Annotated in this window: 15 protein-coding genes; 10 read left to right on the top strand and 5 right to left on the bottom strand. The window is 73.9% G+C overall.

Going from position 1 to position 16,060, the window contains the following annotated elements:
• Window positions 1–43: 43 nt before the first annotated feature.
• The 5 genes from mtrA (at window position 44) to hpf (ending at window position 5,809) form a co-directional block, all read left to right on the top strand.
• Window positions 44–760, top strand: coding sequence for an MtrAB system response regulator MtrA (mtrA, locus tag CRP30_RS01735; protein WP_097182241.1), 717 nt, complete (start codon window positions 44–46; stop codon window positions 758–760).
• Between the two features lie 34 nt (window positions 761–794).
• Window positions 795–2,519 carry an MtrAB system histidine kinase MtrB gene (mtrB, locus tag CRP30_RS01730; protein ID WP_097182240.1) on the top strand — a complete coding sequence of 575 codons (1,725 nt, stop codon included), beginning with the start codon at window positions 795–797 and terminating at the stop codon, window positions 2,517–2,519.
• Window positions 2,516–4,231, top strand: a complete 1,716-nt coding sequence (locus CRP30_RS01725) for an LpqB family beta-propeller domain-containing protein (protein WP_097182239.1) — start codon at window positions 2,516–2,518, stop codon at window positions 4,229–4,231. Before mtrB ends, CRP30_RS01725 begins: the two co-directional genes overlap by 4 nt.
• A gap of 63 nt (window positions 4,232–4,294) precedes the next feature.
• Window positions 4,295–5,092, top strand: coding sequence for a ComF family protein (locus CRP30_RS01720; protein ID WP_200814496.1), 798 nt, complete (start codon window positions 4,295–4,297; stop codon window positions 5,090–5,092).
• Window positions 5,093–5,131: 39 nt separating this feature from the next.
• The gene (gene hpf, locus CRP30_RS01715) at window positions 5,132–5,809 is read left to right on the top strand and encodes a ribosome hibernation-promoting factor, HPF/YfiA family (protein WP_097182238.1); all 678 of its coding nucleotides are present in this window, start codon (window positions 5,132–5,134) and stop codon (window positions 5,807–5,809) included.
• A gap of 69 nt (window positions 5,810–5,878) precedes the next feature.
• Here hpf and CRP30_RS01710 read toward each other — a convergent pair whose 3' ends face one another.
• Together CRP30_RS01710 and CRP30_RS01705 are read right to left on the bottom strand one after the other, a co-directional pair.
• A complete protein-coding gene (locus CRP30_RS01710) occupies window positions 5,879–6,451 on the bottom strand; it encodes a GNAT family N-acetyltransferase (RefSeq protein ID WP_097182237.1) in 573 nt (190 codons plus the stop codon).
• Between the two features lie 10 nt (window positions 6,452–6,461).
• Window positions 6,462–6,854 (bottom strand): pyridoxamine 5'-phosphate oxidase family protein, encoded by a 393-nt coding sequence (locus CRP30_RS01705; protein WP_097182236.1) that lies wholly within the window; start codon window positions 6,852–6,854, stop codon window positions 6,462–6,464.
• A gap of 73 nt (window positions 6,855–6,927) precedes the next feature.
• Here CRP30_RS01705 and secA point away from each other — a divergent pair, with 73 nt between their 5' ends.
• Window positions 6,928–9,921 carry a preprotein translocase subunit SecA gene (secA, locus tag CRP30_RS01700; RefSeq protein ID WP_097182235.1) on the top strand — a complete coding sequence of 998 codons (2,994 nt, stop codon included), beginning with the start codon at window positions 6,928–6,930 and terminating at the stop codon, window positions 9,919–9,921.
• 48 nt (window positions 9,922–9,969) lie between these two features.
• Here secA and CRP30_RS01695 read toward each other — a convergent pair whose 3' ends face one another.
• Window positions 9,970–10,527 (bottom strand): Rv3235 family protein, encoded by a 558-nt coding sequence (locus tag CRP30_RS01695; protein ID WP_097182234.1) that lies wholly within the window; start codon window positions 10,525–10,527, stop codon window positions 9,970–9,972.
• A gap of 61 nt (window positions 10,528–10,588) precedes the next feature.
• The gene (locus tag CRP30_RS01690) at window positions 10,589–11,314 is read right to left on the bottom strand and encodes a LysM peptidoglycan-binding domain-containing protein (RefSeq protein ID WP_097182233.1); all 726 of its coding nucleotides are present in this window, start codon (window positions 11,312–11,314) and stop codon (window positions 10,589–10,591) included.
• Window positions 11,315–11,411: 97 nt separating this feature from the next.
• Between CRP30_RS01690 and CRP30_RS01685 the strand changes: the two genes are divergently transcribed.
• Window positions 11,412–11,981 (top strand): hypothetical protein, encoded by a 570-nt coding sequence (locus CRP30_RS01685; protein WP_097182232.1) that lies wholly within the window; start codon window positions 11,412–11,414, stop codon window positions 11,979–11,981.
• Between the two features lie 53 nt (window positions 11,982–12,034).
• On the opposite strand, the gene CRP30_RS01680 is transcribed toward CRP30_RS01685, so the two are convergent.
• The gene (locus CRP30_RS01680; protein WP_097182231.1) at window positions 12,035–12,289 is read right to left on the bottom strand and encodes a helix-turn-helix domain-containing protein; all 255 of its coding nucleotides are present in this window, start codon (window positions 12,287–12,289) and stop codon (window positions 12,035–12,037) included.
• 212 nt (window positions 12,290–12,501) lie between these two features.
• Here CRP30_RS01680 and CRP30_RS01675 point away from each other — a divergent pair, with 212 nt between their 5' ends.
• The 3 genes from CRP30_RS01675 to CRP30_RS01665 are packed head-to-tail and all read left to right on the top strand — an operon-like array spanning window position 12,502 to window position 16,039.
• Complete coding sequence (locus CRP30_RS01675) at window positions 12,502–13,305, top strand: SAF domain-containing protein (RefSeq protein WP_235003113.1); 804 nt, start codon at window positions 12,502–12,504, stop codon at window positions 13,303–13,305.
• Complete coding sequence (locus tag CRP30_RS01670; RefSeq protein WP_097182230.1) at window positions 13,305–14,609, top strand: CpaE/TadZ family protein; 1,305 nt, start codon at window positions 13,305–13,307, stop codon at window positions 14,607–14,609. Before CRP30_RS01675 ends, CRP30_RS01670 begins: the two co-directional genes overlap by 1 nt.
• 50 nt (window positions 14,610–14,659) lie before the next feature.
• The gene (locus CRP30_RS01665) at window positions 14,660–16,039 is read left to right on the top strand and encodes a WS/DGAT/MGAT family O-acyltransferase (RefSeq protein WP_097182229.1); all 1,380 of its coding nucleotides are present in this window, start codon (window positions 14,660–14,662) and stop codon (window positions 16,037–16,039) included.
• Window positions 16,040–16,060: the final 21 nt, after the last annotated feature.

Below are 16,060 nucleotides of genomic sequence, written 5' to 3'. Positions count from 1 at the left end.
CTCACCCTCACGGGTGGGCCGCTTTCCCCGCCAGACAGGCAGAATGGTCGCCGTGCCACCCACCGCTCCGCAGAACGGGCCCAGCCGCGGCCGTGTCCTCGTCGTCGACGACGACGCCGCCCTCGCCGAGATGCTCGGCATCGTGCTGCGGCGCGAGGGCTACGAGCCCGCCTTCGTCTCCGACGGCAACCGCGCGGTCGGTGTCTTCCAGCAGACGCGACCGGACCTCGTGCTCCTGGACCTGATGCTGCCCGGTCGCAACGGCCTGCAGATCTGCCAGGACATCCGCACCCAGTCGACGGTGCCCATCGTCATGCTGACCGCCAAGGGCGACACGATCGACGTCGTCCAGGGGCTGGAGGCCGGCGCCGACGACTACGTGACCAAGCCCTTCAAGCCGGTGGAGCTGGTCGCCCGCGTCCGGGCACAGCTGCGCCGCGGCGAGACCGGGCAGGCGGAGAACCTGGCCATCGGCGACGTGCAGATCGACGTCCCGGCCCACCAGGTCACCCGCGACGGCGTCGCGATCGCCCTGACGCCGCTGGAGTTCGACCTGCTGGTCGCGCTGGCCCGCAAGCCCCGGCAGGTGTTCACCCGCGAGCTGCTGCTCGAGCAGGTGTGGGGCTACCGGCACGCCGCCGACACCCGGCTGGTCAACGTCCACGTGCAGCGGCTGCGCGCCAAGATCGAGCGCGACCCGGAGAAGCCCGAGGTCGTGCTGACCGTCCGTGGCGTCGGGTACAAGGCGGGCCCGTCCTGACAGCGATGGCCGCTGCGACCCGCACAATGGGGCGGTGACCCGCACCGCCCTGCCGACCGGCAGCTCCGAGGCGCCCGCGCCGGCGCCCGGGCCGGACCGGCGGGGCGCGGCGGGCGGCCAGGCCCGGCGGATCCGCCGGGGCCTGCGGCGGCGCGCCGGCCGTGGCCGTCGCCGGCTGCAGACGTCCCTGCGGCGCGGGACGGCCCGGGCGCTGCACGCCTGGCGGTCGTCGCTCCAGGTGCGCATCGGCGCGATCACGATGGTGGTGGCCGGCACCGTCGTGATCATCGTGAGCCTGGTGCTGTTCAGCCAGATCCGCGACCAGCTGCTGTCGGTCAAGGAGGAGGCGGCCATCGACCAGGCGCAGTCGGGGGTCGCCTACGCCCAGACCCAGCTGCCCGCGATCGCGCCGGGTGACGCCGCGAGCGTCCGTTCGACCCTCGACCGCACGGTGACCGCCCTGTTGCAGCGGGGCGGTGCGGCCGGTGACTTCGAGGTGGTCATGGTCCACCGCGTCGGGGACATCGAGCGGCCGGCCTACAGCCGGCGGGCGGTCCTGGACGCGCTGCCCGCGGCCCTGCGGGCCGATGTCGCCTCGGGCGGCCAGTCGCGGAAGTACCACGCGGTGCCCGACCTCTCGGGTGAGCCGCAGGCGACCCTGCTCATCGGCGCCGCGGTGCCCAGCGACGCCGACGGTGCTCAGCAGGTCGAGCTGTACTACGCCTTCCCCCTGGAGCAAGAGGCGGAGAGCCTCTCGCTGATCCGCAGCACGGTGGTGATCAGCGGGATCGCGCTCACCCTGTTCGTCGTGGGCATCGGCGTGCTGGTCACCCGGCTCGTGGTCGACCCGGTCCGCCGAGCGGCCGGGACGGCGCAGCGGCTGGCGGAGGGCCAGCTCGAGGAACGCATGGTGGTCCGGGGTGAGGACGACCTCGCCCGGCTGGCCACGAGCTTCAACGCGATGGCCGACAGCCTGCAGCGGCAGATCACCCAGCTGGAGGGCCTCTCCCAGCTCCAGCAGCGGTTCACCTCCGACGTCTCCCACGAACTGCGCACGCCCCTGACGACGGTGCAGATGGCGGCCGAGATCCTGCACGAGGCCCGCGGCGACTTCCCGGCGCACGTGGCGCGGTCGGCCGAGCTCCTGCGGGCGGAGCTGGACCGCTTCGAGCGGTTGCTCACCGACCTGCTGGAGATCAGCCGCTACGACGCCGGCGCCGCGGAGCTGGACTCCGAGCCGGCCGACCTCGGTGCGCTGGTCGCGCGGGTCGTCGACGGCATGGCGGCGCTCGCCGAGCGGCACGACTCGCAGCTCCTGGTGAGCCGGCCCGACGAGGCGGTGATCGCCGAGGTCGACGCGCGCCGGGTGGAGCGCATCCTGCGCAACCTCGTGGGCAACGCCATCGAGCACGGGGCCGGACGCCCGATCGAGATCACGCTGGCGGCCAACCGCACCGCCGCGGCCGTGACCGTGCGCGACCAGGGTGTCGGGCTCAGCTCGGCCGATGCCCAGCACGTGTTCGACCGCTTCTGGCGGGCCGATCCGTCGCGGGTGCGCACGGTGGGCGGCAGTGGGCTCGGGCTGTCCATCAGCCTGGAGGACGCCCGGCTGCACGGCGGCTGGCTGCAGGTCTGGGGTCAGCAGGGCGCGGGTGCGCAGTTCCGGCTCACCCTGCCCCTGACCGCCGGGGGCGAGCTGACCAGTTCGCCGCTGCCCCTGCGCCCGGCCTTCATCCGGCGTCCGGGGACGCCGGTATGACCGGGGTGCGCCGGTTCGTCGTGCTGGCGCTGGCGCTCCTCGTGTCCGGCTGCTCGACGGTGCCGATGAACTCGTCGACGGTGCAGATCACCCAGGCGCCGGCCCGTCCGGCCGAGGTGGTCGGCATCGAGCCGCTGCCCCCCGAGCCGGGTGCCACGCCCGAGGAGGTCGTCCGGTCGTTCATCGACGCGGCGGCCAGCGTGCGGCCCGGCCATCCGGTGGCCCGCGACCACCTGGCGCCCGAGGCGGGGCGCACGTGGTCCGACGAGGCCGGCATCACCGTGATCAGTCCGGACTACGCCACGGTCACCACCGAGACCGGTGCGGTGGAGGTGACCGCCAACCCGGTGGGGACGATCGACGACCGGGGCAGCTTCGTCGTCGGTGGTGCGGCGACCTTCACCCGGCAGTTCACCGTGGTCCAGGTCGAGGACGAGTGGCGGATCACCGACCCACCGGACGGCCTGATCATCCTGGAACCGGACTTCCAGCGGCTCTACGAGGAGGCCGCGGTCTACTTCCTGGACGAGACCGGGCAGCGGCTGGTGCCCGATCCGCGCTACGTCGTCGCCGGCGAGGCCCTGCCGACGGCGCTCGTCGACCGGCTGCTCGCCGGACCGTCGGCTCCGCTGGCCGCGGGCGTGCGGAACCCGCTCAACGGCGCCCGCCTGCGCAGCGCCGTGACGCTGGCGGACCAGGCCGCCGTCGTGGACCTCACGGGGCTGGCGGCGGAGCCGTCGCCCGCGTTGTCGGCCATCTCGGCGCAGCTCGTCTGGACCCTGACCCAGCTCGGCAACGTCACCATCCGCTCGGTCGAGGTCCGCATCGACGGCGAGCCGGTGGACATCGCCGACGTGCCCGACGTGCAGACGCGGGGCGACTGGGCCGGTTTCGACCCCGAGGCCGTCCCGCTCGCGTCCACGGGCCACTACCTCTACGCCGGGGGGGTGTACACGGTGACGGCGGGGCAGCCGACGCCCGGCCCGGCGGGCCAGGCCGCCTACGGCCTCGGCGACGCGGCGGTCTCGATCGACGACGCCACCGGCGAGCCGTCCTTCCTCGTCGGCATCCGGTCCGACGCCAGTGGGGCCACGCTGCTGGCCGGCCCCTACGACGGGGAGCTGGCCACCGTGCTGACGGCGGAGCGGTTGAGCTCGCCGAGCACGGCGGCCACGCGCTCGGAGGTCTGGGTCGTGCGGGACGGGACCTCCGTCGTCCGCCTGCAGGCCGGGGGGTCGCCGCAACCGGTGACGACGCCGACGCTCCAGGGGCTCGGCGTCACCCGGGTGCTGCGGCTCTCGCCCGACGGGGCGCGGGCGGCGCTCGTCGTCGAGGGCTCCGGCCTCTACGTGGGGACGGTGGTCAGGGCCGAGGACGGGAGCGTGGCGCTGCGGGACTTCCGGGCCATCGCGCCGGACCTGACCCGCGTCGTCGACGTCGCGTGGCGTGACAGCGGCAGCCTGCTGGTCCTGGCCGGGGACCCGGGGGAGGACCGGATCGTGCCCTGGTCCGTCGGTGTCGACGGCTGGGGGCTGACCGAGCTGCCCACGGCCGGACTGCCCAGCCAGCCGCGGTCGATCGCGGCGGCGCCCAACCGGCAGCCGCTGGTGGACGCCGGGGGGACCATCTGGCAGCTCTTCGGCGGCACCTGGGCGACGCTGGTGCGCGGCCAGGAGCCGCTGCCCGGGACGGCGCCCTTCTACCCCCTGTAGCCCGGCGTCCACATATCGGCGACGGGCGGCGCGCGGGCGCCGCCCAGGCGTCAGGCTGACGGGGTGGGCCGGGCCGTGATCGCCGCGCTGGCCGACCTGGTCCTGCCCCGGACCTGCGCCGGCTGCGGGATCCCCGGCCCGATGCTGTGTCCCGGGTGCGCCGCGCTGCTCGCCCGGCCCTGCACCGCGGCACCGCGTCGCGTCCCGTGGGGCTTCCCGCCGACGGCGGCGGCGGGCGCGTACGCCGGTCGGGTGCGCCCCGTCGTCATCGAGTTCAAGGAGCGCGGGCGGGTCGAGCTGGCCGCTCCGCTGGGTGCCGCGCTCGCACTGGCCGTGGCGGCGGTCGTCTCCGCCGTGCCGGGGCCGCGGCGGTCCGTGGCGCTCGTCCCCGTGCCCAGTTCACGGGCGGCCCTGCGCTCCCGGGGTCGCGACCACGTGCGGGAGCTGGCCGCCCGGGCCGTCACCGAGCTGTGTGCCGCAGGGATCCCGGCGACCGAGGCGCGGCTGCTCGCCCGGCGCGGTCGGGTGCGGGACTCCGCGGGGCTGTCCACCGCACAGCGGCGGGCGAACCTCGCCGGGTCGTTCGCGCGGGCCGCCGGTGCGATCGCCCCGCCGGGTGCCCTGCTGGTCCTCGTCGACGACGTCGTCACGACGGGCGCCACGCTCACCGAGGCCGCCGCGGCCCTCGCGTCCGGGCTGCCACCGGGGAGCCCGCCGCTGCTCGCCGCGGTCGTCGCCACGACCCCGCGGACGCCTCCGGACGGCCCTTCCCGACCCGACCTGCAGGTTGTCCGCCAACGGGTCCAGATCGTCCGCCGCGGCCCTCTCGATCGACTGTCGGGACAGGTGAACAGGGACTAGCGTCGAAGTGACCTACAACCGGCTCAACCGGGAGGTCCCATGGAGATCGTGGTCCGAGGTCGCAACGTCGAGGTTCCGGAGCACTACCGCCAACACGTCGAGGACAAGGTCGGTCAGCTGGAGCGGTTCGACGCCAAGCTGTCCCGCATCGACGTCGAGCTCTTCCACGAGAAGAACCCTCGCCAGTCCGACACCTGCCAGCGCGTGGAGATCACCCTGCGGGGCAAGGGCCCCGTCGTCCGGGCCGAAGCCGCCGGCCCCGACTTCTACGCCGCGCTCGACCTCGCTACCGGGAAGCTCGACAACCGGCTGCGTCGCGCGGCGGACCGTCGCCGGGTGCACCACGGCCGGCGGACACCGGCCAGCGTGCGGGTGGCCGGGAACATGGTCGCCGACATGGGCGCCGTGGATGCCCTCGAACTGGACCGTCAGCTCGCCGAGGGGACGCACGTCACCGATCTCGACGAGCACCTGCCGGGGCGCGTCGTCCGCGAGAAGCACCACCCCGCCACTCCCATGACCGTCGACCAGGCGCTGCACGAGATGGAGCTGGTCGGCCACGACTTCTTCCTCTTCCAGTGCGCCGACACCGGTCAGCCGACGGTCGTCTACCGCCGGCACGCCTACGACTACGGCCTCATCCGGCTCACCGAGGTGCCGCAGAACGGCGCCGTCCCCACCCGAACGGCCCAGCCACAGGCCGTCTCCCCCGTCTGACCTGTCCCGTCTGACCGGTGCTGCGGGTGGGCGGCGGATCTGCCGCCCACCCGCAGCCGACCGGCGCGCTCAGTCGCCGGGCAGGCGGCCGAACAGCGCGGCGTCCCCGCGGGTCCCGTCCCGGTACTCCAGGCAGCCCCGCACCACGCCTTCCCGGGTGAACCCCGCCCGCCGGGCCACGACCAGCGAGGGATCGTTCCGGACGTCGACGTAGAGGTGCACCCGCGGCGCCCCGTGGGCGAGTCCCCAGTCGGCGAGCGCCCGCGCGGTCTCCGTCGCGTAGCCGCGACCCCGGGCCCACGGCGCGACCGTGTAGCCGATCTCGGGGCCGAGCCGGCCGGGCCGGAGGTAGATGCCGGCGGTGCCGGCGAAGCCGTCCTCGTCCTCGACGACGACCGAGAGCCCGAGCCGGTCGGTGCGCTCGCGCATGGCCATGTCCTCGACGAACCGGCGCGCGTCCTCGCGGGTGTACGGCACGGGGATGGCGCTGATCCAGCGCTGGGTGTCCTCGTCCTGGGAGGCCCGGTGGACGGCCTCGACGTCGTCGATGCGGAACGGGCGCAGGAGAAGGCGCTGCGTGCGCATCGACTCGGTGGCGAGGTCGACCCCGCTGAGGTCGAGGGCGGTGAGCTGCTGGGTCACCAGGGGAGTGTCAACCGTTCCCCAGCACGCGGTCGACCGAGATCTCGATGACCACGCGGGCCGGGTTCTCCCGCGGCTGCCGGTAGCGGACGGCGTAGCGGGCGACGGCGTCGGCGACCGCGGCCGCGTCGTCGCGCACAACCGCCGTCCCCTCGAGGGTGATCCACCGCCGGCCCTCCACCTGGCAGACCGCCACGCGCTGCTGCCCCGCGCGGACGTGCCGCGCCTTCGCCGACGTGCCGGAGGTGATCACCCGGGCGGTCGCGGTCGCCGGGTCGTAGGTGACGCCGACCGGGACCACGTGCGGGGTGCCGTCGGCGCGCAGCGTGGTGAGGGTGGCCAGGTGCCGCTCGGTGAGCAGCTCGAGCAGGCCGGGGCCGAGGGCGTGGGGATCGTGGGGCACGCGGGAAGGTTACGGACGGACCGACCGGGCCGTACTGGCTGATCCGGGCGCGCGGGCCGCCTACGCTGGGGTCGTGGTGTTCCAGAAGCTTCTCCGTGCCGGCGAGGGCAAGCTCGTCCGACGTCTGTCCAAGATCGCCGATGCGGTCGAGTCCTACGCCGACGAGACCGGCGCGCTCAGCGACGCGGAACTGCGGGCCAAGACCGACGAGTTCAAGGAGCGGTACGCCGACGGGGAGTCCCTCGACGCGCTGCTCCCCGAGGCGTTCGCCGTCGTCCGCGAGGCGGCCACCCGGACGCTGGGGCAGCGGCACTACCGGGTCCAGCTCATGGGCGGGGCCGCGCTGCACCTCGGCAACATCGCCGAGATGAAGACCGGCGAGGGCAAGACGCTGACCGGCGTGCTGCCGGCCTACCTGAACGCGCTCGCCGGCGACGGCGTGCACGTCGTCACCACCAACGACTACCTCGCCTCGCGCGACGCCGAGTGGATGGGCCGGGTGCACCGCTTCCTCGGCCTCACCGTCGGCACGATCGTCTCCGGCCAGCGCCCCGACGTCCGCCGCGAGCAGTACGCCTGCGACATCACCCACGGCACCAACAACGAGTTCGGCTTCGACTACCTGCGCGACAACATGGCGTGGAGCAAGGCCGACCTCGTGCAGCGCGGCCACCACTTCGCGATCGTCGACGAGGTGGACTCGATCCTCATCGACGAGGCCCGCACCCCGCTGATCATCAGCGGCCCCGCCGAGACCAGCGCCAAGTGGTACGGGGAGTTCGCCCGGATCGCCCCGATGCTCAAGCGCGACGTCCACTACGAGGTGGAGGAGGGCAAGCGCACCGTCGCCATCACCGAGGAGGGCGTCGAGTTCGTCGAGGACCAGCTCGGCATCGACAACCTGTACGAGGCGGCGAACACCCCGCTGATCAGCTACCTGAACAACTCGCTGAAGGCCAAGGAGCTCTTCCACAAGGACCAGCAGTACATCGTCACCAACGGCGAGGTCCTCATCGTCGACGAGTTCACCGGGCGCGTGCTGTCCGGCCGCCGGTACAACGAAGGCATGCACCAGGCCATCGAGGCCAAGGAGAAGGTGCAGATCAAGGACGAGAACCAGACGCTCGCCACGATCACGCTGCAGAACTACTTCCGGCTCTACGAGAAGCTGTCCGGGATGACCGGTACGGCCCAGACCGAGGCCGCCGAGCTCAACCAGACCTACAAGCTGGGCGTCGTCCCGATCCCGACGAACCGGCCGATGGTCCGCGAGGACCGCTCCGACGTCATCTACAAGACGGAGAAGGCCAAGTTCGACTCGGTCGTCGAGGACATCGCCGAGCGGCACGAGGCCGGTCAGCCGGTGCTGGCCGGTACGGCGAGCGTCGAGAAGTCCGAGATCCTGGCCAAGTACCTGCTCAAGCGGGGCATCCCGCACGAGGTGCTGAACGCGAAGAACCACGCCCGCGAGGCCGCGATCATCGCGCAGGCCGGTCGGCTCGGCGCGGTCACCGTGGCCACCAACATGGCCGGTCGCGGTACCGACATCGTGCTGGGCGGGAACCCGGAGTTCATCGCCGACGAGAACCTGCGCGCCCGGGGCCTGTCGCCCGCGGAGACGCCGGAGGAGTACGAGGCGGCCTGGGACGACGCCCTGGCCGAGGCGAAGGCGCAGGTGAAGGCCGAGCACGAGCAGGTCGTGGAGGCCGGCGGTCTCTACGTGCTGGGCACCGAGCGGCACGAGAGCCGGCGGATCGACAACCAGCTGCGCGGTCGCTCCGGACGTCAGGGCGACCCGGGGGAGTCGCGGTTCTACCTCTCCCTGGGCGACGACCTGATGCGCCGCTTCAACGGCCCGATGCTCGAGTCGATGATGAACACCCTCCGGGTGCCCGACGACCAGCCGATCGAGTCGAAGATGGTCAGCCGGGCGATCCTCTCGGCGCAGACCCAGGTCGAGCAGCAGAACTTCGAGGTCCGCAAGGACGTCCTCAAGTACGACGAGGTCCTCAACCGCCAGCGCATGGTCATCTACGACGAGCGCCGCAAGGTGCTCGACGGCGAGGACCTCCACGTGCAGATCCAGTCGATGGTCGACGACGTCATCGGCGCCTACGTCGACGGCGCGACCGAGATCGGCTACGCCGAGGACTGGGACCTCGAGCAGCTGTGGACCGGCCTCAAGGCCCTCTACCCCGTGCGCCTGGAGATCCAGGACCTGCTGGACCGGGTCAGCGACGGCGACCAGTCCTCGCTGACGGCCGAGGTCCTGAAGCAGGAGCTCCTGGACGACGTGCACCGCGCCTACGAGGAGCGCGAGGCGACGCTGGGCTCGGAGGTCACCCGGGAGCTCGAGCGGCGGGTGCTGCTCAGCGTGCTCGACCGCAAGTGGCGCGAGCACCTCTACGAGATGGACTACCTGCGGGCCGGCATCCACCTGCGCGCGATGGCCAACCGCGATCCGGTCGTGGAGTACCAGCGCGAGGGCTACGACATGTTCAGGGCGATGCTCGACGGCATCAAGGAGGAGTCCGTCGGCTTCCTGTTCAACCTCGAGGTGAAGACCAAGGAGCAGCAGGACGCCGAGACCAAGGCCAAGCAGGACGAGGCCGAGGCCAAGGCGCTCGCCGCCGCTCAGGAGGGCACCGCCCGGGTCCTGGCCCGGCAGGCGGCCGAGGCGAAGCTCGCCGCGCAGGGCCAGTCGGCCGCGGCTCCGTCGGCTCCTGTCGCGCCGGCTCCGGCCGCAGCGGGCAACGGGGCGGCGACGCCCACCGCCCGTCGGTCGGCAGCTGCCAAGCCGGCTGCGGCTGCTGCCGCCCCGGTGGCACCGGCGCCGTCGGGCACCGGGCCGGAGCTGGACGTGAAGGGTCTGGAGGCGCCGCGGCGCAGCCCGGAGCAGCTCAGCTACTCCGCGCCCAGCCTGGACGCCTCGGCAGGGGAGTCGGGCAAGGCGAAGGCCGCCAAGTCGGCGACGGTCTCCGGCACCAAGGAGACCCCGCGGAATGCGCCCTGCCCCTGCGGGTCGGGCAAGAAGTACAAGCAGTGCCACGGGGCTGCCGGCCGCTGATGAAGTACCCCGTCCCTCGCACGCTCGGGGCGAGCCTCCGGACGGGCCTCAACCGATCTGCAGGGCGGTGCAGCGCCAGCGCCCGTCGATGCCCTCCAGCCGGGCGGCCACGGCGTGCGCCCGGCCGCCCCGACGGACGACGGCGCTGATCTCGGCGACGCCGTCGACCGGCTCGCACACGTGCACGGGGCCGACGAGCAGGGGGGCGGAGCCCTCGGTGCACCAGCGTGGCCGGCGGCCCTGGCTCAGTGCGGTGAAGACCCCGAGCGAGACCATCGACCGGACCTGGGTGAGCGGTCGCCGCCCGGTCAGCGCCTCCAGGGCGCAGACGATCAGGCGTCGGCCGGTGTCGCGGGGCTCGGGGAGATCGGCCCGGGTGGAGAAGGACGGACCGAAGTCCGCGTCCGGTCCTCCGACGACGCGCCCGGCCCGGGGACGGGGACCAGGACGGTGCGTCGGTCGCGGGGTGGCGGCGCCCGGGACGACGAGTCGCAGCGGCAGCCGCTCGTCCTCCAGCGGGGGCTGCGGTGTCGCGACGAGCCTCAGCCGCAACGGCCGGGGTGCGGCCTGGGCGAGCGGCTCGGGTGCGCGGGTGGAGGCGGTCATCGGGGGACTCCCTGGCTCGGTGTCGGGTGGGCGGTCGTCGGCGGGGAGGTGACGCGCGGGCTCATGACCCCTCGGGGGCGCGGAGCACCTGACCGGGGAGGAGCAGGTCGGGGTCGGGACCGATGACGTCCGCGTTGACCGCCCACCACGTCCGCACCGCCTGCGCGACCTCGACGTCCGTCGGTGGCGCCCCGGCCCGGGTGGTGAGCCACGACGAGGCGATGTGCCACAGGCAGTCGCCCCGCACGACCACGTGCGATCCGTCGGTCGCGGGGACGGCGAGGTCGGCGGGCCAGTCGGGCACCTGCGCGACCTCCGGTGCCACGGCCGGGGCGGCGCTGTGCGGCCAGTCCGGTACGGCGTCGGCCGGCGCGGCGGGAGCGGCGGGAGCGGCGGGAGCGGCGGCGGCGGGCGGCGCCATGACGGTGACTGCCACCCCGGTCAGGGGGGCGGCCACGCCCAGACCGAGCCCCAGGACGAGTGCCGCACCGCGCCGGGCCCCGGCCGGCAGGACCACCTGCGTGGCCAGAAGGGCCGCGCCGCCGAGCGCCCCCGGCAGGGCGGACGCGGCGGTGAGGGCCAGGCCGAGGGCTCCCCATGCCCACACCACCCAGGCGAGGAGTCCCGCGGCGGCCAGGACGAGTGCGTCCGCGCCGACGGTGTCGACGGTTTGTTGGGGCGCAGCCAGCGCTCCGGTCATCGCGGTGGCCTCCGGGGTGAGCGCTGCGAGCACCACCGCGACGACACCCATGGACGCTCCGGTCAGCGCCAGTCGTCGCACCGTCATTGCTCGCCTCCCTCATTGCTGGATACACACTAAAGCGAGCAAACACACGCAAACGCAAGCATTGGTGTAGATCTAGGGTTGACGAAGGAGGTGCGCGATGCGTTGGCAGCAGCTGTTCGAGGACCTGCAGTCGCAGTTCGAGGCCGAGGAGATGGCGTCCGAGCGCGCCGAGTCGGCGTCCCGGTCACGCGCCGAGGTCGGGGCGGTGCACCTCAGGGAGCGGCTCGCCGGGGCACAGGGCTCACCGCTGCACATCACCGTCCGAGGGGCCGGGCAGGTCACCGGCACCCTGGTCGACCACGGGGTCGACTGGTTCCTGCTGGACGACGGTCAGGGCCGCGAGCTGCTGGTCGCGCTCGGCGCCGTGCGCGCTGTCGGAGGGCTCGGGCGGCGGACGGCTCCGGCCGAGCCGGCCGGGGCCGTACGCAGCCGACTGGACCTGCGGTGGGCGCTGCGGGGCCTGGCGCGGGACCGCAGTGCGGTCCAGGTGGTGCTCGACGACGGCGGAACGCTCACCGGCACCCTCGACCGGGTCGGGGCCGACTTCGTCGAGCTCGCGGAGCATCCCGGCGACGCCCCGCGCCGGAGCGAGGCGGTCCAAGGGGTGCGGGCCGTGGTCATCGACGCCGTCGCCGTGGTGCGGACGGGTCTACCCGGCCTCGGCTGAGGCCCTGCGGGGTAACGGGTGCCGGAGGACTACTCCTCCGACTACTCCGCCGACTACGCCTCCGACACTGCCTCCGACGGCGCCTCCGACGGCGCGGCCGGCTCGGCCGGGACCGTGCCGGCGCGCGCCTCGGCGTACTTCTGCTGGATGAAGCGCTCGAGCTCGTCGACCTCCACCCGCCACTGACCGCGGCCACCGATCTGGATGGCGATCAGCTCCTTGCGGCGCACCAGGGCGTACGCCTGCGACCACGAGACGTTGAGGATCTCCGCGACGTCGTCGAGGGTCAGGAATCGGGGTGTGGGCATCAGTCGTCTCCGTCCGGTCGCGGCCAGTCTGTCAGCCCGTTCGGGGACAGGTGCCAGTTCTCCACACCCGAACGTGTGGATGACGAGTGCGCGCCAACGCGCGCATGACGCATCATCTGCACTCGAACGCCGTCATGCCGGTACGTAGGAGAGCGACACGCTCGATCGCCGGCGGTCGAGCGCCACGACGTGCTGGAAGAGGTGAGCGTGCAGTGACCGCCGTCCGGACCCCGGTCGCCCCGTCCGCGGCGACGGACGCGCTGCCGGGTCCGACCCCTCGTCGGGTGCGCCCGCCCCGCTGGCTGGACCTCCGGCTGGTGCTCGGCGTCCTGCTCGTGCTGACCTCGGTGCTGCTCGGGGCCCGCGTCGTGAGCGCCGCGGACGCGACCGTGCCGGTGTGGGCCGTCGCCGGTGACCTGGCAGCGGGGACCGAGCTCACCTCCGACGACCTGCTCGCCGTCGACGTCCGGCTGGATGCCGCCGCCGGCGCCTACCTCTCCACCGACACCCGGCCGGAGGGGCGGACCCTGGCGCGCGCGGTGCGCGAGGGGGAGCTGCTGCCCCGGTCGGCACTCGAGGAGAGCGACGAGCTCGTGCAGCTCGCCCTGCCGGTGCAGTCGGGATACGTGCCGCCGGGACTGCGGCGAGGTCAGCTCGTCGACGTCTACGCCGTCGCGGATCCGGCCGCCGGCGCGACAGCGGTCGCCGACGGCAGCGTGTCCCTCGTGGTCTCCAGGGCGCCGGTCCAGGCACTCTCGGGGCGCTCGGAGGGTGTCCTCTCCACGCCCACCACCGCCGTGCAGGTCGTGGTGGCCGTGTCGGCGGACGACGCGGCCGACGTGCTCGCTGCGATCGCGGGGCGCCCGCTGGTGGTCGTGGTCCACGAGTCGGTGGACGGCGACGGCGTGGCGGCCGGGACGGTGACGCCACGTCGCGGCGACGCGGGCGACGCCCCGGCCACCGGGAGCCCCGTTGACGGGGTCACCCCGCCCGCACCGGCGGGACCTGCCGGCTGATGGCCCTGCAGGTCTTCACGGCGGTGACGGGCGCCGCATGGGAGTCCGAGCTCGTCGGCGCGCTCGACCGCGACGACCACGGGGTGACGGTGGTCCGGCGCTGCGTGGACGTGTCCGAGCTGCTCGCCGTGGCGGCGACCGGGACCGGACAGGCTGCCCTCCTCTCGGCCGAGCTCCGGCGGCTCGACAGCGACGCGGTCGCGCGGCTGGAGGCGGCCGGCGTGGCGGTCGTCGGTCTGGTGGAGCCGGGCGACGAGCGGGCCGCCGAGCGGCTGCGACAGCTGGGCGTGCTCCAGGTGCTCCCTGCCGACGCAGACCCGGACGCGATCGCCCGGGCGTTGCGGGAAGCGGTCGCGGGCACGTCGTCGGCGATCCGGGACGTCGCCGACCCGCGTGCCGCGCTGCCGGTGCTGGGGGGTGCGGAGCTCCCCGGGTCCCGGCCGGCCGGGCGGGGACGGGTGATCGCCGTGTGGGGGCCCACCGGGGCACCCGGCCGGACCACGGTCGCGGTCGGGATCGCCGACGAGCTGTCCCGTCTCGACGTCTCCACGCTGCTCGTGGACGCCGACGTCTACGGCGGGGTCGTGGCCCAGCTGCTCGGGCTGCTCGACGAGTCGCCGGGGCTGGCGGGCGCGGCCCGGCTGGCGGCGAGCGGCACCCTGGACGCCGCCGGACTGGTCCGGCTGGCGTGGGCGGTCCGTCCCCAGCTGCGGGTGCTCACCGGGCTGGCGCGAGCCGATCGCTGGCCGGAACTGCGTCCGCGGGCCGTGACTGCGGTGCTCGAGGAGGCGCGGCGCCTGGCCGACGTGACGGTGGTCGACTGCGCGTTCAGCCTCGAGGATGACGAGGAGCTCTCCTTCGACACTGTCGCTCCCCGGCGCAACGGAGCCACGCTGGCGGTGCTGGAGGCGGCCGACACCGTCGTGTGCGTCAGCGGCGCCGACCCGGTGGCCCTCCAGCGCAGCATCCGGTCCCTCGGAGAACTCCGGGACGTGCTTCCCGGTGTCGACCCGGTGCTCGTGGTCAACCAGGTCCGGCGCGGACCGGTACCCGGCGACCCACGCCGGGAGATCGGGGAGGCGCTCGAGCGCTTCGCAGGCCGCGAGGTGCGGTTCTTCCTTCCCGCGGACCGCCGGGCCACGGACGCCGCTCTGGCGTCGGGACGCACGCTCGCGGAGGTGGCCGGGGCCTCTCCTCTGCGGGTCGAGCTGCAGGCACTGGCCGCAGCGGTGGCCGGGGTCCAGCTGCCCTCGGCCCGACGGGGCCGACGGCGCGACCGGGTGGCTGCGCGATCCTCGAGGTGAGCGGTATCCCCGTGCCGTCGTAGCGTGGGCCACTGACCGTGAGGAGACCGATGGTCGAGCGGCTGACCGGACTGGACGCGTCCTTCATCTACCTGGAGGAACCGGACACCCCGATGCACGTGGGCGGTGTGCTCATCCTCGAGCGACCGCCCGGCGGAGTGGACGCCCTGGCCGACCTGATCGAGGCGCGGCTGTCCCTCGTCCCTCGCTACCGCCAGCGGGTGATGGAGGTTCCGGGCCAGCTCGCCAACCCGGTGTGGGTGGACGACGCCGACTTCGACATCGCCTACCACGTCCGTCGGTCCGGGCTGCCCCGTCCGGGCACCGAGAACCAGTTGCTGGACCTGGTCTCCCGGCTGACCTCACGGCCGCTGGACCGTCGGCGCCCCCTGTGGGAGGCGTACCTCGTCGAGGGGCTCTCCGACGGCCGGGTCGCGGTCGTCACGAAGACCCACCCCGCGCTGGTCGACGGGCTGGGTGCGCTGGACATCGGCCAGGTGCTGCTCGACGTCGACCCGGCCGCTCCTACGCCGGCCGCCGAGCCGTGGCGGCCCCAGCGTGCGCCCGGCGCCGCCGAGTTGGTGTGGGAGGCGCTCGACGAGTACGTGCGCCGTCCCTCGGCCGTCGTGGACACGGTGCGGGGCGCGGTGACCGATGTCCGATCCACCGCCGCTCGTCTCACCGGGGTGGCCGGAGGGCTGCTGCGCACGGCTCGGAAGACCATCATGTCGGCGCCCACCAGCCCGTTGAACGCGTCGGTCGGGCGGCAGCGGCGGGTCGCGGTCGCGCGTGCGGAGCTCGAGGACCTCAAGCGGATCCGGAAGGCGCACGGCGGGACGGTGAACGACGTCCTGCTGACGGTCGTGACAGGGGCACTGCGGGAGTGGTTGCTCTCGCGCGGCGAGCCGGTGGTGGCCGGGACGTCGGTGCGGGCTCTCGTGCCGGTGTCGGTGAAGGACGAGGACGCGCAGGCCGGCAACCGGGTGTCCTCCTACCTCGTGGACCTCCCGGTCGGTGAGCCCAACCCGCGGGTCCGGCTCACCAGGCTCAGCTACGCGATGCGGGGGGTCGCCCTGCACGGGCAGTCGGTGGGTGCCGACAGCCTGATCGCGCTTACCGGGTTCGCGCCCCCGACGCTGCACGCGCTGGGAGCCCGTGCCGCGCGGGGGCTGTCGCGCCGGCTGTTCAACCTCGTGGTCACCAACGTGCCCGGTCCGCAGGTCCCGCTGTACGCGGCGGGCAGCCGGATGCTCGAGGTGTTCCCGGTGGTCCCGCTCGCCCGTGGGCAGGGGCTCTCCATCGGGATGACGAGCTACGACGGCCGGGTCTACTTCGGCTTCAACGCCGACAGGGACGGGGTGGGGGACGTCGACGTCCTGGCCGATCTGGTCGAGCAGGAGGTCGCCGAGCTCGTGGAGGCGGCCGGCTGAGCGACGCCGCGGGATACGGTC

This window comes from Blastococcus haudaquaticus (assembly GCF_900230285.1).
Classification (GTDB): Bacteria; Actinomycetota; Actinomycetes; order Mycobacteriales; family Geodermatophilaceae; genus Blastococcus_B; species Blastococcus_B haudaquaticus.
The sequence above is the reverse complement of the archived record's forward strand: the minus strand, read 5'-3'. Positions and strand labels throughout refer to the sequence as shown.